We start from the raw sequence: 20619 nt of genomic DNA on the forward strand, positions 1-20619 counted from the left end.
ATAATTTGTCTATTTTTTTGTCCACACAGAATTTCTTACGCCTTGTTCAACGCCAGAATCATTTGATGCTGACGGAATCATGGTTGTCTTTGTGCCTTCAAGCCTGTCGTGCGAAACAAGTTTGAACGACCAAACGATAGGTTTTGCCTTTGATGCGCTTTGCAACGCAGTTTCTCTTGGAAGCTCCGGAAAATATGATGCATTTGATTTTCCAATCTGTTTTATTTCAACGTCCATATAACCGTCTTTTGAAGAAGACTTTACGTTTACAAGAATGTTCATTGTTGCGCCATTCTTAAAAATTACGAAACCTTTTCCGCCTCTGAGAATGATTATTTTGTCGGTGTAAGGCTCTCCGCTCCAAGTTCCTGCAAGAGATTCTATGTCTCGACCTGAAGCCGGTGCCGAAGCTTGAACAGTATTTTCAATTTCATTTTCGCTGTCATGCAAATTTTTCAAAATATCTTCAATGTCATTTTTTGCGCTCGAAAGAATTTTATAATATGAATCATAAGTTTCATTTTTTGAGTGCGTTATTCCGTCGGCTGTGTTCACCGCGTTGAATTTGCAATTCCATACTGTAAGCCCGGTTTCTTCTGAGCGGCCTTCGTCAATCTCCGCATAAAAGGCTATAAGGTTTTTTGAGTCTCCGTTTATTGCTGGTGCCTGTGTCAAGGCTTTTGAAATGTCTGGCCGCTTGTCATTTACGGTTATGTTGTCGATGGATTTTAGCTGGGAATAAAAAATATCCTGGGCCATTTTGAGCATGTTTGCATCCGATGACTGTGAAACAACGCCATAATAGTCCACTTTTATCGGGGTTGCAAAAACACTGGCCGCCATAATGAGAATCAAGGATGTCAGACTGAGCAATTTGAATTTGAATCCTGCTCCAAAAAGTCTGGTCATAATCATTCCTGTTAGAAAACTCCCGAAACATCAAAAGGTTAAAAATGATGTTTTGAAAAGTTATCAGCTTTTTTTAAGACTGTAAACCATGTCGGAAGTCGCGTGACATTTCTCTGTCCAAGTCTCGCTGTTTTATTGTATCGCGCTTATCGAACAGTTTTTTACCTTTACACACGCCCAACGTTATTTTTACGCGTCCTTTTTTAAGGTAGAAATCCAGCGGAATCAGCGTGTATCCTTTTTCTTCAACTTTTCGCTGCAATCGTTTGATTTCATCTTTATGAAGGAGAAGTCTTTTTTTTCTGTCAGGATTATGGTTAAAAAACGAAGAAAATGCATATTCAGAAATATGAAAATTCCTCATCCAAACTTCTCCATTTTGAATTTCGGCAAAAGAATCGGCAAAGGACACATTTCCACCCTTAACAGATTTAACCTCTGTTCCCTGAAGTTCGATGCCGCATTCAATTTTATCTTCGACAAAATAATTAAATCTAGCCTTTTTATTTTGTGCGATTATTTTTACATTTTCAGACATGCTTAAAGTATACGCAGAAAAGCTGATACTGACAAGGCAAGTAATTTAGTGCAGTTCGCGATAAGTTTGTAATGCTGAATCCCTGGCATGCAATTTATTAGCCATAGACTTTTACGGTTTTGTCTGTTATTCTATTTCAATTATGGATAATAATATTTACGCGATTTCATATAAAATGAGAGTGGAGCTTTACCACAGAATTATTCTGATTATTTCAGTCGTTCTAGCGTGTTTTGTGGCGGTTTCGCTTTTTGTCAACTTTGTTGTTTCACCAGTAAAAAATAAGTCGAATTCAATGGCGCCGGATATTCCTGCCGGAAGTTCTGAATTTGTGATTCCGTTTTTACGAACTCCTGACCGCGGTGACGTGGTTTTGATTCAGACGCATGAGCCTCAGAAAAAATCGCTTCCAAAAAAAGTGATAAACGCGTTGTTCATGTTCATTACGGCACAGCATTGGTATCCTTTTGAAGAAAGTCCACGAACGGGCGTGAATCCTGTTATCCGTCGCGTAGTCGGAATGCCTGGCGACACGATTTATCTTGACCGCTATGTGGTTTACATAAAACCGCGTAATCAGGAGCATTTTCTTTCGGAATTTGAGTTTCCGGGGGCAAAGTATAATGTTTCGATTTCAGCTCCGCCTGCTGGATGGGACACGGAACTTGGCGCAAAAGCTAACACGGATAAAATTGTCCTTGGCGAAAATGAATATTATGTTCTCGGAGACAATCGCATGGAAAGTTCGGATTCAAGACTTTGGGGCGTCGTAAATCAGTCTTCTATCCGTGGAAAAGTCGTTATGCTTTATTTTCCGTTCAGTAAAATAAAGATGTTCTAGCAAAAAGTTTGTTTTATGCAGAATTCAGTTTCGCTTTATATTCATATTCCGTTTTGCAAAAAAAAATGTGATTATTGTGATTTTTACAGCATTTCACAAAAAGAAGGAATTGCAGATGATTATATTTCGGCTGTTCTTGCTGAAACCCGCTTCTATGCGAATTTTTATAAAGTTGATTGTTGGAAGACTGTTTATGTTGGGGGCGGCACGCCGAGTCTTATGTCGCCCCGTCAGCTCGAAATGCTGATTTTGGGCATAAAGAACATTGCGCCTTTTGATTCTGACTGCGAGATTACCGTTGAGATGAATCCCGAAAGCGTTTGCGAGAGTTTTATAGATTCCTGCATGAGCGTCGGTGTTAATCGACTTTCTTTAGGAATTCAGGCTCTAGATGACAAGGCTCTTTCTGCGGTTCATAGAATTTGTGATTCAAAGACCGCTCTCAGAGCCCTTGATTTACTTTCGGAAATGTGGAATGGCCGGCTTTCCGTTGATTTTATTGCAGGTTTACCGAATCACACTTATTCGTCTTTTAAAAATCAGTTTGAAAAAATATTTTTATATGAACTTATCGACCATATTTCTTTGTATACTCTGACAATCGAAGAAAATACTCCGTTGGGACATGCCGTTGAAAATTCAAAGATAAAGTTTTCCTACGAAAAAGCTGATAAAATGTGGCTCATTGGCAGAACTTTGCTCGAAAAAAAGGGTTTTAGAAATTATGAGATTTCGAATTTTGCAAAACCTGGACACGAGAGCCGTCACAATACGACTTATTGGAAACTAAAAAATTATATCGGTTGTGGTGCGGGGGCTACAGGAAGTTGGTACGGTGATTATTCCGGAAAATTGTCTTTGCGCTGGACCAATACGTTGTCCTTAAAAAAATATATCGATTTTTGGATTGGCTCTAAAAACGTTTCTGCCATGGAAGAAAAGTCTCTAGATGCAGAAAAACTTCGTTCCGTTGAAAAATTGGATTTTAAGACGCTGGAATTTGAATTTTTAATGATGGGTTTTCGGATGCTTGATGGAGTTTCGTCTCAAGATTTTAAGAGCCGTTTTAAAATGAAACTTGAAGACCGTCTCGGCGTTTCTGGCGGTGTTTTTGCCGAATGGAAAAAAAATCGGCTTGCCACTGTCAAAAAAAATGCTTCGGATACTTTGTATTCTCTGAACCGACGAGGAATTCTGCTTTTGAACAGATTCCTCGAAGAGCTTATTTAATTTCTTTTTTGAGCGGAATCGTGATTATAAAAGCTGAACCGACTCCTTCTTGGGATTTCACGTCAATCTTCCAGCCGTGATTCGTGATTATTGTTTTTACGACGGAAAGCCCGATTCCCATTCCTTCTTCCTGGCGTGAAGCCGTTGCCCTGTAAAAAAGGTCAAAAATCTTTTCAATGTCCTTTTTGGCAATGCCGATTCCAGTATCTTCAACAATTATCTTTATTTCATCATTTTCTTGATTTGCTTTTATGCGAATCGTGTCGTTTTCTTTTGAGTAACGGACCGCGTTCGTAAAAAGATTTTCAAGTACTCGGTTTACCAGAACTTTATCCAGCGGTATTTTTATGCTTGCAGGAAGATTTATTTCTGCAAAAACTTGCCGCTTAAAAAGTCCGCCCGTAGAAATCGAAGTCTGCGCAAATTCGTCAAGAATCGGTTTTAATTCCTGGCATTTTAAGTTTTGCTGCCATTCTGTTTGGTTCAGTTTTACAAAACTAATGAGCGTGTCAATCATTGATTCAAGCTGCTCTGTTTTGGAACTGATAATATTTAGTGTCTTTTTAAATTCTTCCGGATCGCTGCAAAGTCCGTCTGCCATGGCTTCCGTATAACCTTTGATTACAGCTACTGGAGTTCTGAGATCGTGGCTTATTCCCATAATGAACTTAGAGCGTCTTACGGAGTTTTCCTTGATTGTTAGTCGCATTTTGTTAAAATTTTCTGCGAGCATGGTTATTTCGTTGTTCGTCTTGGAATCTTGTTCCTGATCAATTTCAAGGTCAACTTCGCCGTTCGCAATCCTTTTTGTGTTTTCTTCGAGAAGCACTATGGATCTTGAAATGGTCATTGACATATGAATGATGATTGTTATACAGAAGGCCTCGAACGCCACCATAAAAATGACTACGTAATAAATCATTTTCTCGAACGGATCTTTTTTTTCGTGGTCTTGTTCTCGTCGCACGCGAGTTATTACGGAAATCGATTTGTCCGTATCTTCCAAAGAAGGGGATACGTATTGATAGAAGTAATCTTTTCCGGTCTCCTTCATGTAATCAAATAACTCAGATTCTTCAATATGTTTTACGTCACGGAATTCCGGGATGTTTGAAAAAATGATGTTTGTGTGATTTTCCACAAGGATAAACTGCGCGTGCGGAGGAAAAAAATGCATGACATCATCGAGTATCTTTGTGTCGCGTTCCGAAATCGGTAGCTTTGAAATGGCGCGTGCTTGTTTGTAGCCTTTTATAATATAGCGATTGGGCGCTGTCATGTAGTGAACGATTAAAATTGAGAGAAGGCAGAAAATCGGAACTGCTATAACTCCCAATAAAAAAAGTTTGAATTGAGTCCTGATTTTCATGCCATTCCCTCTGAGATTTATGATTGTTTGCTTTTAGATTCTTTGATTAAGTCTTTTTCAAATTTGTAGCCCATTCCAAATTCCGTTTTGATGTATTTTGGATTAGACGGGTCTTCTTCAAGCTTTTTTCTGAGTCGCTGAACGTATACTGCAACAGCTGTTATATCACCAAATTTTGAATTCCAGATTTCACTGTAAATTTTTTCAGGGCTTAGAGTTTCGCCCGCGTGTTTTACTACGTACTCAAGAACTTTGTATTCTTTTGTTGAAAGCGGGATTTTTTCAGATTCTTTTTTTAAAACGCAACTGTTCAGCAAGAGTTTGTACGGACCGAATGCTATAAAATCTTCTGCTGCAGCCGAAATCTCGGAATTTCGTCGTAAGTTTGCATTTACTTTAGCAACGAGAACTCTTGGAGAGAATGGCTTCGTAACGAATTCGTCGGCACCGTTTCCGAGACCCATTATAATGTCCTCATCAGCATCTCGTGCCGAAACTATAATTACTGGTACAGTCTGTGAATATTCGTTTCTGAATTTTTTGAGGAATTCAAAACCGCTCATTCCAGGAAGATTTAAGTCCAGAATAACTAAGTCTGGAGTTCCGTCCGCAAGAGTTTCCAAGGCTTCCTCTGCGCTTCCTGTTTTTACGATTTCTTTTCCATCTTTTTGAAGGTACATTGAGACTAACTCGGACATCTCCGGTACGTCTTCGATAACTAAAATTTTTGCACTCATAAAAAACCTCTATTTAAAGCTATAGAAGGATTATAAAAAACGCAATAAATTTTTATAAATCTAATAAAAAGTTATGAAAATTGAGCCGATAAGATAAAGAGGATTTTACATTTTGAAAAGGAAACTGAAAATTCTATTTCAAAATGGGGAGAAAACTTAGTTATTGACTAGATAACGAATAGAGAGGAAAATATAAGAATGATTTCAGTTACAAGGCTGGATGGAAAAAAGTATTGGATTAATCCGCACATGATTGAAAGCATGGAGGAAACTCCTGATCTTACTATATCTTTGCTGTCTGGAAGGAAAGTTGTTATCAAGGATTCTTCCGATGATGTAATAGAAAAAATCATATCTTACAGAAAAAAAATTGGAATTTCAAAGCAGGAACTGTAATTTTTCTGATTTATAGCCGAATTATTGAAAGTCGGATAAATACAGTAAGATTATACTTGCGTTTTGTCATTTAAATTTTATATTATTGGAACAGTAAAAATAAAAATATTCTGAAAAAGGAGTTTGTTAAATGGATATAGCGTCAATAATCGGTTATGTCGGTGGTGCGGCAATGATCGTCATGTCGGTAATGACATCTGGTGGTACGTTGGGTGGAATTATCGATATTCCGTCTGCTGCGATGACTATTGGTGGTTCTATTTTTGCTTTGTTTATCGTTGCGCCTTTGGGTGACATGTTAAACTTCTTTAAGGTTTACGGAAGAATCTTCAAGACATTCGAATACGGTGAAAAAACTCTTATTCAGAATATGGTTAACTTAAGTGAAAAAGCTCGTCGAGAAGGTATCCTTGCTTTGGAAGAGGGGCTTGATGACCTGGACAACAAGTTTATGAAGGAAGGCCTTCGAATGGTTGTCGACGGTACTGACGGAAATGTAATTCGAACGATTATGGAAAACGAGATGAGTCAGTGTGAGGCTCGTCACATGAAGATGATAAATATCGTCAACCAGTGGGCAGGTTTCGGTCCTGGTTTTGGTATGATGGGTACTGTAGTAGGTTTGATTGGTATGTTGAACAACTTGGAAGATAAAAGTTCCCTCGGTCCTAACATGGCGGTCGCGTTGATTACTACATTGTATGGTTCTATGTTGGCCAACTGGCTCGTAGGACCTGTTGCTCAGAAACTTTTGGGACAGAACTCGCAGGAAATGGCTGTGCAGGAAATGTGTATCGAAGGTGTTCTCTCGATTCAGGCTGGTGATAACCCACGAATCCTTGCTATGAAGCTCCTTACATACATTGACCCTGTAACTCGTAAAGTTATTGAAGCAGATGTTTTGAAGGATTAATAAATAATGGCAAAAAAAGAAAAAAAAGAGCCGGATAAACCGTCAACCGCCTGGCAAGGTACTTATGGTGATATGATTACTTTGATGCTCTGCTTCTTCGTAATGCTTTATGACCCTAATGAGGTTGACACGGCGGCTTTGTCACAGATTCAAGCCTCAATTTCAATTCAAGCGGAATCAATTGAGTCACCGACAACTAGCGGTGGCCAGTCTATGGCTGTTGGTCGTCTTGCTGATTTAGGAAATAATGTAACGAGTATGCCTTCTGTTGATAAGGGACGTTCTCTTGGACAGGTAAAAAAGAAGGCTGTAAGTCTCTTTGCGCCAGAAATCAATTCTGCAAAAATCACGATTTCAAGTGACGAGCGTGGACTTGTTATTTCTCTTGCATCTGAACTCTTGTTCAACGAGGGAAGTGCGGATTTGAATATTGATGAAACTAGAGATATTCTCGTTAAATTGTCGAATTTTTTTCAAGATTCCGAGCTAAAAAACCGAAGATTTAGAATAGAGGGACATACCGACAGTACACCTGTTTCAGGCGATGTTTTTCCATCAAATTGGGAGTTGTCTGCGACTCGTGCAGCAAATGTTCTTCATTATCTTGCGGATTTTGGGGTTGATGAAAATTCTTTCTCAATTGCCGGATATGCGGATACACGACCGATGTTTTCTAACAAAACAAAGGAAGGTCAGGCTTATAACCGTCGAGTAGATATTGTTATTCTCGATGAGGGACATTTTTAATTGTCCTTACTTATAGCTTGATGACGTTGGTAAAAAAAACTGATAAGGAGAAAAAGCATGGCTGCTGAAGATGAGGATTTGATGGGAGATGACGCTGGTGCAGATGCAGCGGCGAATGGTTCTAAGGGTGGAAAGGGATTGGCAATTGCAGGTCTCTTAAAATGGATTGCTCTTGGAATTGGTGCGGTTATCCTTATTGTTACAGTCGTAGTTGTTACGACATTGATTATGAATAATAATAAAAGTGGCAATCAGGGACAGCAGATTTTAAGCGAAGAATATACTGTAAGTCGTGAGGTTCTCGATTGGTATACTTCATTGGGAGCAATTCAGACAAAAACTGATGAAGCCAATCCTGCAACTGTAACAGTTGAAGTTGTTTTCGGATACAAAAAAGATGATAAAGCAACATCAACTGAAATTACGCAGCGAAATGTTGAGTTGAAGGATTTTTTGCGCCGATACTTTACAGAGAAGACTGCTGATGAACTTACGCCTCGTAACGAGGATAAATTGAAGATTGAAATTCGAAATTCGATTAACGATAATATTCTTAGCAGTTCAAAAATAAAAGACGTTCGTTTCTTGAAACTTGATGTAATCAAATTCTAGTTAATTTGGTGTAATTGAGGCAAAACGATTTTCGTAATGCCCGAAGACAGAATCTTGTTTTTGGGCATACGGTTTATTTAATTAACGTTTATTTAATAAGCGTTTATTTGGAAAAAAAGGTGGATTAAGAGACATGAACGAGGTTCTGTCACAGGATGAAATTGACCAGTTGATGCAGGCGATGAACGCCGGTGATTCCGAGGTCGATGAATTTAAACCAGTTAATGACTCGCGAAAGATAAAAATCTATGACTTTAAACGTCCGGATAAGTTCTCAAAGGAACAAATTCGAACGGTTCAGATCATGCATGAGACTTTTGCCCGTCTTACTACAACAAGTCTTTCTGCCCAGCTGCGTTCTCTTGTTCATGTACATGTTGCATCTGTTGATCAGTTGACTTATGAGGAATTCATACGATCGATTCCGACACCTACAACTCTCGCTGTAATCAACATGGATCCATTGAAGGGTAATGCGGTTCTGGAAATTGACCCTGCAATTACTTTTAGTATTATTGACCGATTGTTTGGTGGTACGGGTGCCGGTGCTAAAGTCAGCCGTGATTTGACTGATATTGAGCAATCCGTAATGGAAGGCATCATCGTTCGAATCTTGGCGAATATGCGCGAAGCTTGGACTCAGGTAATTGACTTGCGTCCTCGTCTTGGTCAGATTGAGACTAATCCTCAGTTTGCACAGATTGTACCTCCAACCGAGATGGTTGTCCTCGTAACTTTGGAGACAAAGGTTGGTGAGGAAGAGGGAATGCTTAACTTCTGTATTCCTTACCTTACGATTGAGCCGATTATCTCAAAGCTTTCTTCACAGTTCTGGTTCAGTTCTGTTCGAAGAAGTTCTACAACGCAGTATCTTGGAACGTTGAAAGAAAAACTTTCTGATGTGGATATGGACGTTGTTGCTGAAATTGGAACAATTGATATTCCAATCCGTGATGTTCTTTCTTTGCGGGCTGGTGATATTGTTAGACTCTCAAATACTAGGGTAGGTGATCCGTTAACTCTTAGTGTTGGGAATAAAAAGAAATTTTATTGTCAGCCAGGTATTGTCGGAAAAAAGATGGCGGTGCAGGTTATTGGCAAAATAGAACAGAGTGAAGCAGACAATTTTGAAGAGTTGTCCGTAGAAGGAGATGAATCTTATGAGTGATGGCACAATATCACAAGACGAAATTGACGCTTTGTTGTCAGGAGTTGACATGGGAGGACTTTCTTCTGGCGGTTCTTCCGGCGTTTCTATAGATACAGCTACCCTTGAGAAATTTTCAGGCGGGCTAAAAGATAAATTAACAGCTAACATCAACACGATGACTGGAGCAACTTTTGAAGCTGGTGCCCCTACTGTTGAAGTTTCTGAAAGAGATCAGTTGTTGGCAAAACTTCCGGAGATGGTTGTTTGTGCTGCTGCTGACTTTACTGCTGGCTTGAATGGCGAGCATATCTTCCTTCTTTCTCCTGAATTTGCTCAGAAAGTTGCAAGTCTTGTTAATAAGGAAGAAAATGCAGAATTGGACGATATGTCTCTTTCTGTTGTTGGTGAGCTTATTAATACGCTTTCTGGCTCGGAAGTTACTGATTTAAGTTCCGGCGGAAAATTGCCTGGTCTTACTACAAATCCTGCTGAGGCTCAGCATGTGCCTAAGGCGATGGTAAGAATTCCTCAGGGATCATTTGCTTTGTTTACTTATCCATTCACACTTGATGGAACTGCTTACACTTTGTGGGAGGCTGTTTCTTCTGATGTTGCGAACGGAATGGCTACTGCTCTCGGTGGTGGTGTTCAGCCTGCTGCTGCAAGTGGTACTGGTGCTTTGAATGCTAACGATATGGCGGCTATGGCAAATCTTGCTGGTGGGCAGCCTCAAATGAATAACATGGGTGGTATGGCAATGGGTGGTATGCAACAACCTATGAACCCACAGATGATGGGTGGTATGCCTATGGGCGGAATGCCTATGGGACAGATGGGAATGGGTATGGGAATGAATATTCCTAATGTTCAGAATGTCCAGTATCCAAATCTTCAGGGAGGCCCGACAGCTTCGGAGCAAGAGAATATCGGTCTTATCATGGACGTATACATGGAGATGACCGTAGAGCTCGGACGTACTAAGAAGCAGATTAAGGAAATCCTTGGAATGGGCGAAGGTACTATCATCGAGCTTGATAAGCTTGCCGGTGAGCCAGTGGATATTCTTGTAAATCATAAGCCTATTGCAAAGGGAGAGGTTGTAGTTATTGATGAAAACTTCGGTGTTCGTGTAACTGAAATCCTTTCTCCAATGGAGCGTGTAAACGAACTTCACTAATCCTAGTTGATTTTTAGGTTGGCTTGCATTTTTTGAGGGGATAATAATGCTTGTGCACTAAAAATCATTCAAAAGCCATTCGTCCGTTTGGAGGAGTGGCTTTTTTTTGTAAAAACGGTAGATTTTTAATAAAAGTTTAAAAACTTTGCAAAAATCAGTTTGATAAAACTTTTTTAATTGATATTATCTTAGTATCAAGAATTATTGGGTGGAATGATGTTAAAAAAGTTATTTAAAACTTCTATTTTATTATTCATATTTTTTTCTTTTCCTGTGTTTGCGCAGGGAAATCAGCAGACAGAAAATCAAAATTCTGAAAATCAGACAGAACTAACGGATGATTCCCAAAACAAAATGGAGTCTCCAGCTGATTTTTCAATGGCAGACAGTTTTGACGCTCAAAAAAAATCTACTGGTAAAGATTGGTCTACTGTAAAAGCGTTGGTAGGACTGGTTTTTGTTCTTTTGGTTGTGATTGGTTTAATATACGCTTTTTCTTATTTTGTAAAACGTTCGATAAAACATTCTGATACGGATGACCCGTTTTTGCGGCAAGTTTCAAAAATCACTTTGAGCCCAGGAAAATCTGTTCAAATTGTTACTGTGTTGAATCATGCATATTTAATCGGTGTTTCTGATAATTCAATCAATTTGATTGGTGAAATTGATGACAAGGAATTGGTTGATTCAATGAACTTATATGCGGATAAAAATAATAATGAGAAAAAACCGCGAACTTTTGCAGATGTGCTTGATATTTTCATGCCGCATGGTCCTCGTTCCGGGGACGTGTACGGTTCTAGCTCACGAAATGCAGCCGACATTTTAAAAAGACAGCGTGAACGTTTTAACGGTGAAAATGGGGAGTAGTTATGAAAAAAATATTCAATGATTTCATTCTAAAAGTTTTTCCGAAGATTTTTTTTATAGCTTTTATTTCTGTGGCATGTCTTTTGCCGGCGACTTCTCAAAGTTCAAATTTTCCGTCTGGTTCAACTCAGGGGACGACCGAGATGGATAAAGGGAACGTTCGCTCACCTTCGATTCCAAACATTGATATAAGCATTACGCAACCGCAAACTGGAAATCAAATGGCGTTTTCGGTTCAGCTTTTGCTTTTGTTGACCGTTCTTACGCTTGCTCCAAGTATTTTGATTTTGACGACTTGTTTCTTGCGTTTTTCAATCGTACTTGATTTTATAAAAAGAGCTCTTTCATTGCAGCAAGTTCCGCCGACAGCGGTACTGAACGGAATCGCACTCTTTATGACGATTTTTGTTATGTGGCCAGTGTTTCAGAATGTGTATTCAAATTCTATAAAACCGCTTTCCGACGGGCAGATTTCTATTGAGCAGGCTTACACTAAGGCCGAGGCCCCGCTTAAGGTGTTCATGTACAAGCAGATGGCTGGTGACAAAAGTTATATTGCGACTTTTATGAATATGGCTAAGTTGCCCCGACCGAATACTCTCGATGATGTTCCGATGTATGTAGTTATTCCTGCATACATTTTGCATGAACTTACGGTTGCATTTAAAATAGGCGTGTTTCTTTATATTCCGTTCATTGTAATCGATATGGTTGTTGCCAGCATTTTGATGAGTATGGGTATGATGATGCTTCCGCCTGTCCAAATCTCTATGCCGTTCAAGCTTATGCTTTTTGTTCTTGTTGATGGCTGGGGACTTCTTACGACACAGTTGTTCAGTTCTGTGGTTCACTAGAAATCAAAATATTGCTGTAAAAAAAGGAGATTAAAAATGGATATTGGTCAGATTGTAGGCTTGATGCGTGACGGCGTTTGGCATGTTTTTATTCTTTGTGCGCCAATTTTGGGTGCTGCGCTGATTATTGGTCTTATCGTCGCTATTTTTCAGGCGACAACTTCGATTCAGGAGCAGACTCTTACTTTTTTACCAAAAATGCTCGTGATTCTTGCTGCGATTGCTTTGCTTGGAAACTGGATGTTTGCCGTTATGAGGGATTATGCGGTGAATCTTTTTAATATGATTCCAAGTCTTGCTCAATAACGTTTAGTGGATTTTCTTTGTGATAAATCAGATTGTAGGTAATGCGCCAATTTATTTTCTCGTTGCAGTAAGATGTTTTGCCATGATTATGACGCTTCCATTCTTTTCGATTAGGACTGTTCCTAGAATTGCAAAGGTTGCGCTGGCTGGTTACATGGCATTTATTATCTTTCCGCATGTTGATTTTTCTGCATACATGAAGTATGTGAGTTCCGATGGCTCTTTTACTGTTGAGTATATTCTTCTTTTGATTGGGGAAGGTCTTATTGGTGTGCTATTTGGATTTTATGTGTCGATTATTTTTGGTGCGTTCAGTACAGCTGGTCAGTTTTTTGCTTTTCAGATGGGATTTTCTGCATCTGAGGTTTATGATGCGTTGAGTCAGGTTGAGAATCCTCTTATGGGGCAGTATTTCAATTTGATTGCGATGTTGATTTTTTTGCAGAATCATTGGGCACAAATCTTGTTCACAAAGGCACTTGTTGCAGGATTTGATTCTCTTAACGCGATTTCGTTCATTCAGAATCAAGAAATGATTGTAAAGTTCTTGCTTTCTGGATTGACAAAACTTTTTGCAAGTGCGTTTGTAATTGCTCTTCCTATTATGGGAACTCTCCTTTTAATTTCTGTTGCGATGGGAATTCTTTCAAAGGCAGCTCCGCAAATGAATTTGATGTCGGAAGGATTCCCGATAATGATTCTTACGACTTTCTTTGTTATTACTGCCATTATGCCTCAGTTGTGCGAGTTTTTTATACATTCGTTTGCAAACGGTTTTAAGGCTCTCGAAATTATTTTAGGGAAAATTGCCCTTGCGAAGGGGGGCGTATGAGTTTTGAACAGATTGACTTGCAGTGGTTCGCTGCCGAGGATGAAGGGCGTACCGAAGAGCCTAGTGATTATAAATTAAAAAAAGCCCGTGATGAAGGCCGGTTGGCAAAAAGTCAGGAACTTTGTGCGGCGGTTGTTCTTTTGTTTACAGTCGTAACTCTTGTTATTCTTGCGCCGCAGATTTTTAGGACGCTTGCCGACGTTATGGTTTTCTTTTTTACGCGGTGTACTGAGAACGATTTGTTTCAAAAAAGATTTTTTGGAATCTTCCTTATGCTTCTTGCCAAGCTTGTTCTTCCGATTGCTGGCGTTGGAATTCTTGCAGGCGTAGTTTCGAATATTGCCCAGAACCGTGGTTTTCTTTTTACGACAAAGCCGATTGAACCTCAGTTTTCAAAAATTATTCCGAAGTTTGGTCAATACTTGAAAAAGACAATTTTTTCTTTTGAAGGTGTTTTTAATATCATAAAATCGCTCGTAAAAGTTTTTTTTGTCGGAGTAATCGCTTTTATCATCATTTATTCAAATTTGCCTATAATTCTTCAATTTATAAATGCCGCTGACGTTTTAAATGCTGTTGGAAAAATCGCAAGCACGGCGGCTCTGATTCTTGTTTCCAGTGCGGTGTTGTTTTTGATAATTTCGATTCCGGATTATTTCGTTCAGAAAAAGCAGTTTATTGAAAGTATGAAAATGACGAAACAGGAAGTGAAGCAGGAATATAAAGAGATGGAAGGTGATCCTGAGGTGAAGTCTCATCTTGAGCAGGCTCAGAGGCAGCTTTTGCAGCGGAATATACCTAAGCAGGTAGCAAAAAGTGATGTTGTTATTGCAAACCCTACGCATTTTGCAGTTGCGCTTTTGTATGACCCAAAACTTGCTGATGCCCCTCAGATTATGGCTAAAGGTGCGGATGCGATTGCGCAAAGAATTAAAGCGATTGCTCGCGAAAACGATGTCCCAATTATAGAAAATAAACCTTTGGCTCGTGCACTCTATGCAGAAACCGAAGTGGGTGATATAATACCTAGTGAATATATTAGTGCTATTGTCACGATTTATACACAAATAGATTATCTAAATAAGAAAAAGTAGCTGGTTTGGGTGGAATTGAATGGCTAACCGTTTTGGTAATGTTTTAAAGAATGTTCAGAATCATGCAGTGGCAGTTCTTGCTATTGCTGTCGTGTTGATGTTGCTTGTTCCAGTATCTGGTAAGATATTGGATGTTTTGATGATATGCAATGTGGCTTTTTCCCTTATTGTTCTTCTTTTGGTTTTGTACACCCCGAAAGCCTCTGATTTTTCTTCATTCCCTCGTGTAATTCTTTTTGGAACGATATTTGGTTTGGCACTGAACGTTTGTTCCACCAGATTCATTCTTGGAAACGGATACGTCGGTTTTGACAGTTTTTCTGGTGACATGATAAAAAGTTTTGCCAGCATTGTTGCTGGAAGCGATACCATAATCGGTATGGTAATCTTCGTAATCCTGATTATCATTCAAGTTATCGTAATCACAAAAGGAGCTACGCGTGTTTCTGAGGTTGCAGCCAGATTCGCATTGGATTCTATGAATCCTAAGATGTTTGCTGTTGATGCTGAAGTTAATTCTGGCGCGATAACTGATGAAGAGGCCCGCGAAAAAAAAGCTGCAATTCAGCGCGAAAGCGATTTTTATTCAGCAATGGACGGTTCTTCAAAATTTGTAAGCGGAAACGTTAAGGCTGGAATTTTTATTACGATAATAAATCTTGTTGCAGGCATGATTATTGCTATTCTTCGGCATGATATGGATCCTGGGGCTGCGTTTGAAACGTACACAAAATTGACGATTGGAGACGGTCTTTTGAGTCAGTTGCCGTCTTTATTGCTTTCTTTTGCGACTGGTGTTCTTGTTACTGGAAGTAATTCGACTGAAGTTCTTGGCGAGCAGATTAAAAAACAGTTTACGATCAGTGGTTATGTTTACATGATTGCTGGTGGTGTTCTTGTTTTGATGAGTATTCTCTTCCACGGTTCTATAGGGCTTGTTGCGCTCCTGATTGGAATCGGTGCGTTCAGCCTTTATTTTGGGTATAAAATGTTGCAGAAGCAGGAAAATTCTTTCAAAGAAAAACTTGCTTTAGAGCAGGCTGAGAAAAATAAAAATCAGACAGGCGCTAATCCTGATGATGTAAGTCCTGTTGTTCCGCTTGATGCTCTTTCTCTTGAGCTTGGTTATGCTCTTATACCTCTTGTTGATAAAGAAAAGGGTGCTGAACTTCTTGAACGGGTTTCGCGAATCCGTCGTGAGGAAGCTCTTGATTTGGGCTTGGTTGTTCCAAAAATCCGAATTATTGATAATATGACGCTTGATCCTAATGAATATTGTTTCAAAATTCGTGGAATCGAGGCTGGTCGAAGTAAAATTAAGCCAGGTTACTACATGTGTATGAATACAGGTAGCGTAACGGAGGAATTGAATGGCGAACAGACTTTCGATCCTGCTTTCGGAGTTCCTGCAATTTGGGTTAGCGAAGACCATCGTGGCGATGCTGAGCGTGCAGGTTATGCGGTTGTTGATCCTCCGACGATTATTGCAACTCATTTAACTGAAATTATAAAATCACATGCTGCGGAAATTCTTGGTCGTCAGGAAGTTTCGGCTATCATCAATAAGATTAAGGAAACTAATCCTGTTGTTGTTGATGAAGTGCTTACGACTTACAAATACACTTATGGTGAAATCGAGAAAGTTCTTCAGGGATTGCTTAAAGAGCAAGTTTCGATTCGAAATATTGTTACGATTCTTGAGACTCTTGCAAATTATGGAATGTATCCTCATAACCCTTGGGTTCTTATCGAAAAAGTTCGAGAGGCTCTTGGTCTCCAAATTTGTCTGCAATATGTTGATGCTGATAAAAAACTCAGTGTCATTCAGTTGTCCCAGTCTGCTTCCGAAAAAATCTTGCAGCATAGCGTAAATCCTAACGACGGAGGGCAGCCTTTCGTTGCCTTTGATCCTGTTGACGGCAGGCGCTGGATTGATGCCGTGAGTTCTTCAATTGCAGCTGTTAGGGAGCGAAATTACCTTCCTATTATTCTGTGTGCTTCGGAAGTTAGGTATCTAGTTCATTCTTCTATTGACAGAGAAATGCCTGGTACGGCTGTTATTTCTATAAACGAAGTTATGGCGGCAGGTCATAATATTAATCTTGAAATATTGGGAGAAATAAATGTATAGCGATAGTGTGAACCCAATCCCAATGCCTCGAAATCAAAATGGAATCAGAACTCTCATTGGAAAGTCGGAGGAAGATTGTAGAAATCAGCTTTTTGAAAAATACGGCAATAGTTACGATATACTTAGTCGTCGCCCGATTTTGAAAGGCGGTTTTTTGGGATTTATGCAGAAAGAATACTATGAGGTTTCTTACGTTGTAAATCCAAAACCAATGACTTCGGATGAGTCGTTCGAAAAAAATAAAGAAGAAATCTTAAAGAAAGTTGCGATGTCTGTCTCTAGCACATCTCAGATTGCAAGTTTGAATAAGCAGATTGATGATTTGAAGAAAACGCTTAGTTCAAAACTTGAAGCAATTGAGGCTGCAACTTCTGCTACAGATAAGCATCCTTCGATTCAGAAAATTGAGACGCTTTTGCGCCAAAATGAATTTTCTTTGTCATTCATAAATAATATAACGAGCAGAATGCGGAATGAGTTTGCTTATGAGGAACTTGAGAATTTTGATTTGGTCGAACAAAAGGTGGTAGACTGGATTGGAGAGTCTATAAAAATTTTCCCGCAGGTTCGGAGAAAACTGCCTCATGTTATTGTTCTTGTTGGAACGACTGGCGTTGGTAAGACTACTACGATTGCAAAAATGGCCGGAAAAATCGTAAAAGAAGCCATGAAAAATGAGGAAAAATTGCAAGTTCGCATGATTACGATAGATAATACTCGTGTGGCCGCTGAGGAGCAGTTGCGTCGATTCGGTGATATTATGGGGCTTCCTGTTGATAAAGCTAAAGATGCGAAAGATGTAAAACAGATTTTTGATACTTACAAAGATAATTTGGATGTATTGTTTATCGATACTCCTGGATTCAGTCCTAAGGATTTTGAGAATATTGCTAAAATGCGGGCAATTCTTGATATTCCAGGGTTGCATCCTGATGTTTATCTTGCAGTTGATGCGACAAGAAAGGCTAATGATATACTTGCAACGATGCAGAATTACGCTACGTTCAATTTTGAATCTGTGATTTTGACAAAATGGGACGAGACTAGCGTTTACGGTAATGTTTTAAGTGTTTTGTCGGAGCAAAATAAGCCGATTTCTTACATAACTGATGGTCAGAAGGTTCCGACTAACATCGAACGAGCATCAGTGGTTAAATTTCTAACTCATCTGTATGACTTTAAAATTGATCGAGTGCATATAGAAGATACTTTCCCGGAGGAATAATAATATGGATGATCAAGCTCAAGAACTTCGAGAGATGATGTCTGGTAGTCATAAAACTAGAATTATCGCGATAACAAGTGGTAAAGGTGGTGTAGGTAAAACAAATCTTGCCGTAAATATGGCTATTGCCTATGCCCAGCAGGGAAAAAAAGTTATTCTTATTGATGGCGATTTGGGAATGGCAAATGTCAATGTATTGCTCAATGTTGTTCCTCAGTGGAATCTCATGCAAGTTATAAATAAGCAAAAATCTATGCAAGAGATTGTTACGGATACTGAGTTTGGTATAAAATTTATTGCTGGTGCCAATGGATTTTCTAAAATTGCAAACCTTTCAAAAGATGAACTTGACTATTTTGCAAAGCAATTTGCTTTGTTAGGAAATGCTGATATTATTCTTATTGATACAGGTGCGGGCATTGCGAACAACGTTCTTCAATTTGTTGCTGCAGCTGATGAAGTTTGTGTTGTTACGACTCCTGAGCCAACGGCAATTACTGATGCATACGGAATTATAAAAATTATCACGACCGAGCTTGTTGATCGTGAGACTAATATCAAGTTGCTTGTTAATCGTGTTCACTCTGCTGACGAGGGAAAGCGAATTTCTGAACGAATTATTAATATCGTTGCTCAATTCTTGAATTATAAGGTTGAATATATCGGATTTGTTTATGATGATCCTGTGGTTCAGGCCTCGGTTATACGTCAAAAACCTTTTATGATTGTAAATCCGACATCAAAACCTGCTCAGTGTGTAAAGCATATTGTTGGGCGGATTGAGAAAACTGACTCTGGTAGTACAGAGGGAGTTTCAAATTTTTTAAAGAAATTTTTACGAAAAAAATAAGATTCGGGTATATCTTTCGCTTGAAATGTTGTTGTAAAAAAATGCCAGAATCTTGTAAGTCCTTAAAGGAACACGATTTAACGTATTAACTTTTTAAGGTTGCTTCAAAAAAACAAAAAAATTAGAAGTTTTCTATATAATACAAAAAACTTGACCGAATGTTTTTTTTGCCTTAATCTGTTAATAGGGAGGAGTTAAAAAATGATAAACCCGAAATACATTTGCATCTTTGCCGGAGTCGGGTTTTTTGTCTCTTTTATTATAGGCTTGCTTTCTGGTAACGGTTTTTTACATCCGCTCTTAATCGCTTTGATTTTTGCAATCGTTTTTGCTTTGTTATCCTTGGGAATCCAAATAGTTTATAATAAATTTTTGACTATAGGTGACTCGTATACAGGCAATGTTGGCGGTGATATGAAAACACCGTCTGTTGGTAGTGTTGTAAATATAACAGTTGATGATGATAATTTGCCTGATGAAGAGCAGGCTCCGAAGTTTTATGTTGAGAATAATAGACCGGGGCTTGGCGCCGAAGACCTAACTTCAGAAGCTGTTGATGCTCGTAATAAGCCTAAAAAATTAGAAACCCCGAAAGTTGTTACTGATGTTTCTGAATCGATTTCTGATGTTCCTGTTTCTGAGCCTGTTCAAAATCCATCTCAAATACATGACTCGTCAGGTTTTACTCCGATGAGCGTGACGGATTTGTCAAAGTCAGAAAATGGCGGTGTGGCTGAAGCTGCAACCGTCGCAAGTAATACAAATAATGGAAATGCGAGAGTTGCCACTGGTAGTGCTTCTGACTCGTTAGATGATTTGCCGGATATCGGTGATTTTTCTCCTGGTGCGGTCAAATCGACTTCTGATGTAATTTCGGATGCTTCATTTTCTCCGTCTTCTACTTCCTCTTCATCTAGTGGAAAAGAGCAGAATTCTGAGTTGATGGCACAAGCCATTCGTACCATATTAGCAAACGACAATTAAAAAAAGGTGTGATAGATGGATATTGCTAAGTCGCAAATTATTAACGATGAAATTGAAGATGCACTTTGGAAGGATTTCGAAAAATCGAAATCCCCTGTCCTGCGTGATAAAATAATTCGTAAATATATGCCTCTTGTAAAATATGTGGCAGGAAAGGTTTCTGTAGGGCTTCCTGCTAGCATGGAATTTGATGATTTGGTAGGTTTTGGGCAATTTGGTCTTTTGGATGCTATCAATAAGTATGATTTAAATAAGAAGGTAAAATTTAAGACTTACGCAGTTACTCGAATCCGCGGTGCAATTTTTGATGAGATGCGGCAGTTGGATTGGGTTCCTCGTTCTGTTCGTCAAAAATCACGTGAAATTGAAGATACAATCAGTGAGCTTGAGGCAAAATTGGCACGTCCTGCTACAGATGCTGAAATTGCAAAGGAGATGAATCTTACTGAGGAAGAGTATCAGCATACGGTTATGAAAATTAGCGGAACTAGCGTCCTGTCATTGAATGATGTTTGGTATTCTGGTGATGACAGTGATCATGTTTCCATTGGTGATAGTATAGAGTCTCCTTCAAGCCTTAATCCAGATGTTCAGGTCGAGAAGGAGGAAATAAAAAAAGTTATAATGCAGGCGATAAATGAGCTCCCTGAAAAGGAGAAAATGGTTATTGTCTTGTATTATCATGAAGATTTGACTTTTAAAGAAATTGGACAGGTTTTAGCTGTTTCTGAATCGAGAATTTCTCAACTTCATTCAAATGCTAACTTGCATTTGCGCGCTAAATTGACGAATTTTAGAAAGGGTATTTTTTAGGCTATGGTAACATTAGAATCTATTCGAAAAGATATGTCCGA

22 protein-coding genes are annotated in these 20619 nt (G+C 39.0%); 18 read left to right on the forward strand and 4 right to left on the reverse strand.

The genetic code is table 11. The features are described from left to right. Positions 1–9: 9 nt before the first annotated feature. Positions 10–909 (reverse strand): TP0183 family DNA metabolism protein, encoded by a 900-nt coding sequence (locus JI65_RS07080; protein ID WP_191014679.1) that lies wholly within the window; start codon positions 907–909, stop codon positions 10–12. A 73-nt stretch (positions 910–982) separates the two neighbouring features. Then, positions 983–1447: an SsrA-binding protein SmpB gene (gene smpB, locus JI65_RS07085; RefSeq protein ID WP_191014680.1), complete on the reverse strand. Its 465-nt coding sequence runs from the start codon at positions 1445–1447 to the stop codon at positions 983–985. 142 nt (positions 1448–1589) lie between these two features. Here smpB and lepB point away from each other — a divergent pair, with 142 nt between their 5' ends. Then, positions 1590–2288 (forward strand): signal peptidase I, encoded by a 699-nt coding sequence (lepB, locus tag JI65_RS07090; protein WP_191014681.1) that lies wholly within the window; start codon positions 1590–1592, stop codon positions 2286–2288. A 15-nt stretch (positions 2289–2303) separates the two neighbouring features. Continuing rightward, a complete protein-coding gene (gene hemW, locus JI65_RS07095) occupies positions 2304–3518 on the forward strand; it encodes a radical SAM family heme chaperone HemW (protein WP_191014682.1) in 1215 nt (404 codons plus the stop codon). Here the strand turns inward: hemW and JI65_RS07100 are convergent. After that, the gene (locus JI65_RS07100; RefSeq protein ID WP_191014683.1) at positions 3511–4887 is read right to left on the reverse strand and encodes a HAMP domain-containing sensor histidine kinase; all 1377 of its coding nucleotides are present in this window, start codon (positions 4885–4887) and stop codon (positions 3511–3513) included. The two genes, hemW and JI65_RS07100, sit on opposite strands and share 8 nt — an antisense overlap. A 17-nt stretch (positions 4888–4904) precedes the next feature. Further along, positions 4905–5624 carry a response regulator transcription factor gene (locus JI65_RS07105; RefSeq protein WP_191014684.1) on the reverse strand — a complete coding sequence of 240 codons (720 nt, stop codon included), beginning with the start codon at positions 5622–5624 and terminating at the stop codon, positions 4905–4907. Between the two features lie 198 nt (positions 5625–5822). Between JI65_RS07105 and JI65_RS07110 the strand changes: the two genes are divergently transcribed. From JI65_RS07110 to whiG, 16 genes are all read left to right on the forward strand, one after another. Beyond that, positions 5823–6020, forward strand: a complete 198-nt coding sequence (locus tag JI65_RS07110; RefSeq protein ID WP_191014685.1) for a flagellar FlbD family protein — start codon at positions 5823–5825, stop codon at positions 6018–6020. A 130-nt stretch (positions 6021–6150) separates the two neighbouring features. Then, positions 6151–6933 carry a motility protein A gene (locus JI65_RS07115; RefSeq protein ID WP_191014686.1) on the forward strand — a complete coding sequence of 261 codons (783 nt, stop codon included), beginning with the start codon at positions 6151–6153 and terminating at the stop codon, positions 6931–6933. 6 nt (positions 6934–6939) lie between these two features. Continuing rightward, positions 6940–7680: a flagellar motor protein MotB gene (motB, locus tag JI65_RS07120; protein ID WP_191014687.1), complete on the forward strand. Its 741-nt coding sequence runs from the start codon at positions 6940–6942 to the stop codon at positions 7678–7680. A gap of 57 nt (positions 7681–7737) precedes the next feature. Further along, positions 7738–8292, forward strand: coding sequence for a flagellar basal body-associated FliL family protein (locus tag JI65_RS07125; protein WP_191014688.1), 555 nt, complete (start codon positions 7738–7740; stop codon positions 8290–8292). Positions 8293–8425: 133 nt separating this feature from the next. After that, positions 8426–9460 carry a flagellar motor switch protein FliM gene (gene fliM / locus JI65_RS07130; RefSeq protein WP_191014689.1) on the forward strand — a complete coding sequence of 345 codons (1035 nt, stop codon included), beginning with the start codon at positions 8426–8428 and terminating at the stop codon, positions 9458–9460. After that, positions 9453–10619, forward strand: coding sequence for a flagellar motor switch protein FliN (fliN, locus tag JI65_RS07135; RefSeq protein ID WP_191014690.1), 1167 nt, complete (start codon positions 9453–9455; stop codon positions 10617–10619). The genes fliM and fliN overlap by 8 nt, the downstream gene beginning before the upstream one ends. 354 nt (positions 10620–10973) lie before the next feature. Then, positions 10974–11489 (forward strand): flagellar biosynthetic protein FliO, encoded by a 516-nt coding sequence (gene fliO, locus JI65_RS07140; protein WP_191014691.1) that lies wholly within the window; start codon positions 10974–10976, stop codon positions 11487–11489. Between the two features lie 2 nt (positions 11490–11491). Next, a complete protein-coding gene (gene fliP / locus JI65_RS07145; RefSeq protein ID WP_191014692.1) occupies positions 11492–12343 on the forward strand; it encodes a flagellar type III secretion system pore protein FliP in 852 nt (283 codons plus the stop codon). Positions 12344–12379: 36 nt separating this feature from the next. Then, positions 12380–12649 carry a flagellar biosynthesis protein FliQ gene (fliQ, locus tag JI65_RS07150; protein ID WP_191014693.1) on the forward strand — a complete coding sequence of 90 codons (270 nt, stop codon included), beginning with the start codon at positions 12380–12382 and terminating at the stop codon, positions 12647–12649. A 19-nt stretch (positions 12650–12668) separates the two neighbouring features. After that, positions 12669–13481 (forward strand): flagellar biosynthetic protein FliR, encoded by an 813-nt coding sequence (fliR, locus tag JI65_RS07155; protein ID WP_191014694.1) that lies wholly within the window; start codon positions 12669–12671, stop codon positions 13479–13481. After that, complete coding sequence (gene flhB / locus JI65_RS07160) at positions 13478–14575, forward strand: flagellar biosynthesis protein FlhB (RefSeq protein WP_191014695.1); 1098 nt, start codon at positions 13478–13480, stop codon at positions 14573–14575. Before fliR ends, flhB begins: the two co-directional genes overlap by 4 nt. A gap of 19 nt (positions 14576–14594) precedes the next feature. Beyond that, positions 14595–16706, forward strand: coding sequence for a flagellar biosynthesis protein FlhA (locus tag JI65_RS07165; RefSeq protein WP_191014696.1), 2112 nt, complete (start codon positions 14595–14597; stop codon positions 16704–16706). Beyond that, positions 16699–17931, forward strand: coding sequence for a GTPase (locus JI65_RS07170; RefSeq protein WP_191014697.1), 1233 nt, complete (start codon positions 16699–16701; stop codon positions 17929–17931). The genes JI65_RS07165 and JI65_RS07170 overlap by 8 nt, the downstream gene beginning before the upstream one ends. A 4-nt stretch (positions 17932–17935) precedes the next feature. After that, entirely contained in the window at positions 17936–18781 is an 846-nt protein-coding gene (locus tag JI65_RS07175; protein WP_191014698.1) for a MinD/ParA family protein, read from the forward strand. A 201-nt stretch (positions 18782–18982) separates the two neighbouring features. Beyond that, the gene (locus JI65_RS07180) at positions 18983–19765 is read left to right on the forward strand and encodes a hypothetical protein (protein WP_191014699.1); all 783 of its coding nucleotides are present in this window, start codon (positions 18983–18985) and stop codon (positions 19763–19765) included. Between the two features lie 15 nt (positions 19766–19780). Continuing rightward, positions 19781–20578 (forward strand): RNA polymerase sigma factor WhiG, encoded by a 798-nt coding sequence (gene whiG, locus JI65_RS07185; protein WP_191014700.1) that lies wholly within the window; start codon positions 19781–19783, stop codon positions 20576–20578. Positions 20579–20619 lie beyond the last annotated feature (41 nt).

The organism is Treponema zioleckii, assembly GCF_014737315.1.
Classification (GTDB): Bacteria; Spirochaetota; Spirochaetia; order Treponematales; family Treponemataceae; genus Treponema_D; species Treponema_D zioleckii.

Bases quoted from the DNA above. Each gene is read 5' to 3' on its own strand.
- JI65_RS07080 (WP_191014679.1), bottom strand. From the start codon at position 909: ATGACCAGACTTTTTGGAGCAGGATTCAAATTCAAATTGCTCAGTCTG.
- smpB (WP_191014680.1), bottom strand. From the start codon at position 1,447: ATGTCTGAAAATGTAAAAATAATCGCACAAAATAAAAAGGCTAGATTT.
- lepB (WP_191014681.1), top strand. From the start codon at position 1,590: ATGGATAATAATATTTACGCGATTTCATATAAAATGAGAGTGGAGCTT.
- hemW (WP_191014682.1), top strand. From the start codon at position 2,304: ATGCAGAATTCAGTTTCGCTTTATATTCATATTCCGTTTTGCAAAAAA.
- JI65_RS07100 (WP_191014683.1), bottom strand. From the start codon at position 4,887: ATGAAAATCAGGACTCAATTCAAACTTTTTTTATTGGGAGTTATAGCA.
- JI65_RS07105 (WP_191014684.1), bottom strand. From the start codon at position 5,624: ATGAGTGCAAAAATTTTAGTTATCGAAGACGTACCGGAGATGTCCGAG.
- JI65_RS07110 (WP_191014685.1), top strand. From the start codon at position 5,823: ATGATTTCAGTTACAAGGCTGGATGGAAAAAAGTATTGGATTAATCCG.
- JI65_RS07115 (WP_191014686.1), top strand. From the start codon at position 6,151: ATGGATATAGCGTCAATAATCGGTTATGTCGGTGGTGCGGCAATGATC.
- motB (WP_191014687.1), top strand. From the start codon at position 6,940: ATGGCAAAAAAAGAAAAAAAAGAGCCGGATAAACCGTCAACCGCCTGG.
- JI65_RS07125 (WP_191014688.1), top strand. From the start codon at position 7,738: ATGGCTGCTGAAGATGAGGATTTGATGGGAGATGACGCTGGTGCAGAT.
- fliM (WP_191014689.1), top strand. From the start codon at position 8,426: ATGAACGAGGTTCTGTCACAGGATGAAATTGACCAGTTGATGCAGGCG.
- fliN (WP_191014690.1), top strand. From the start codon at position 9,453: ATGAGTGATGGCACAATATCACAAGACGAAATTGACGCTTTGTTGTCA.
- fliO (WP_191014691.1), top strand. From the start codon at position 10,974: ATGGAGTCTCCAGCTGATTTTTCAATGGCAGACAGTTTTGACGCTCAA.
- fliP (WP_191014692.1), top strand. From the start codon at position 11,492: ATGAAAAAAATATTCAATGATTTCATTCTAAAAGTTTTTCCGAAGATT.
- fliQ (WP_191014693.1), top strand. From the start codon at position 12,380: ATGGATATTGGTCAGATTGTAGGCTTGATGCGTGACGGCGTTTGGCAT.
- flhB (WP_191014695.1), top strand. From the start codon at position 13,478: ATGAGTTTTGAACAGATTGACTTGCAGTGGTTCGCTGCCGAGGATGAA.
- JI65_RS07165 (WP_191014696.1), top strand. From the start codon at position 14,595: ATGGCTAACCGTTTTGGTAATGTTTTAAAGAATGTTCAGAATCATGCA.
- JI65_RS07170 (WP_191014697.1), top strand. From the start codon at position 16,699: ATGTATAGCGATAGTGTGAACCCAATCCCAATGCCTCGAAATCAAAAT.
- JI65_RS07175 (WP_191014698.1), top strand. From the start codon at position 17,936: ATGGATGATCAAGCTCAAGAACTTCGAGAGATGATGTCTGGTAGTCAT.
- JI65_RS07180 (WP_191014699.1), top strand. From the start codon at position 18,983: ATGATAAACCCGAAATACATTTGCATCTTTGCCGGAGTCGGGTTTTTT.
- whiG (WP_191014700.1), top strand. From the start codon at position 19,781: ATGGATATTGCTAAGTCGCAAATTATTAACGATGAAATTGAAGATGCA.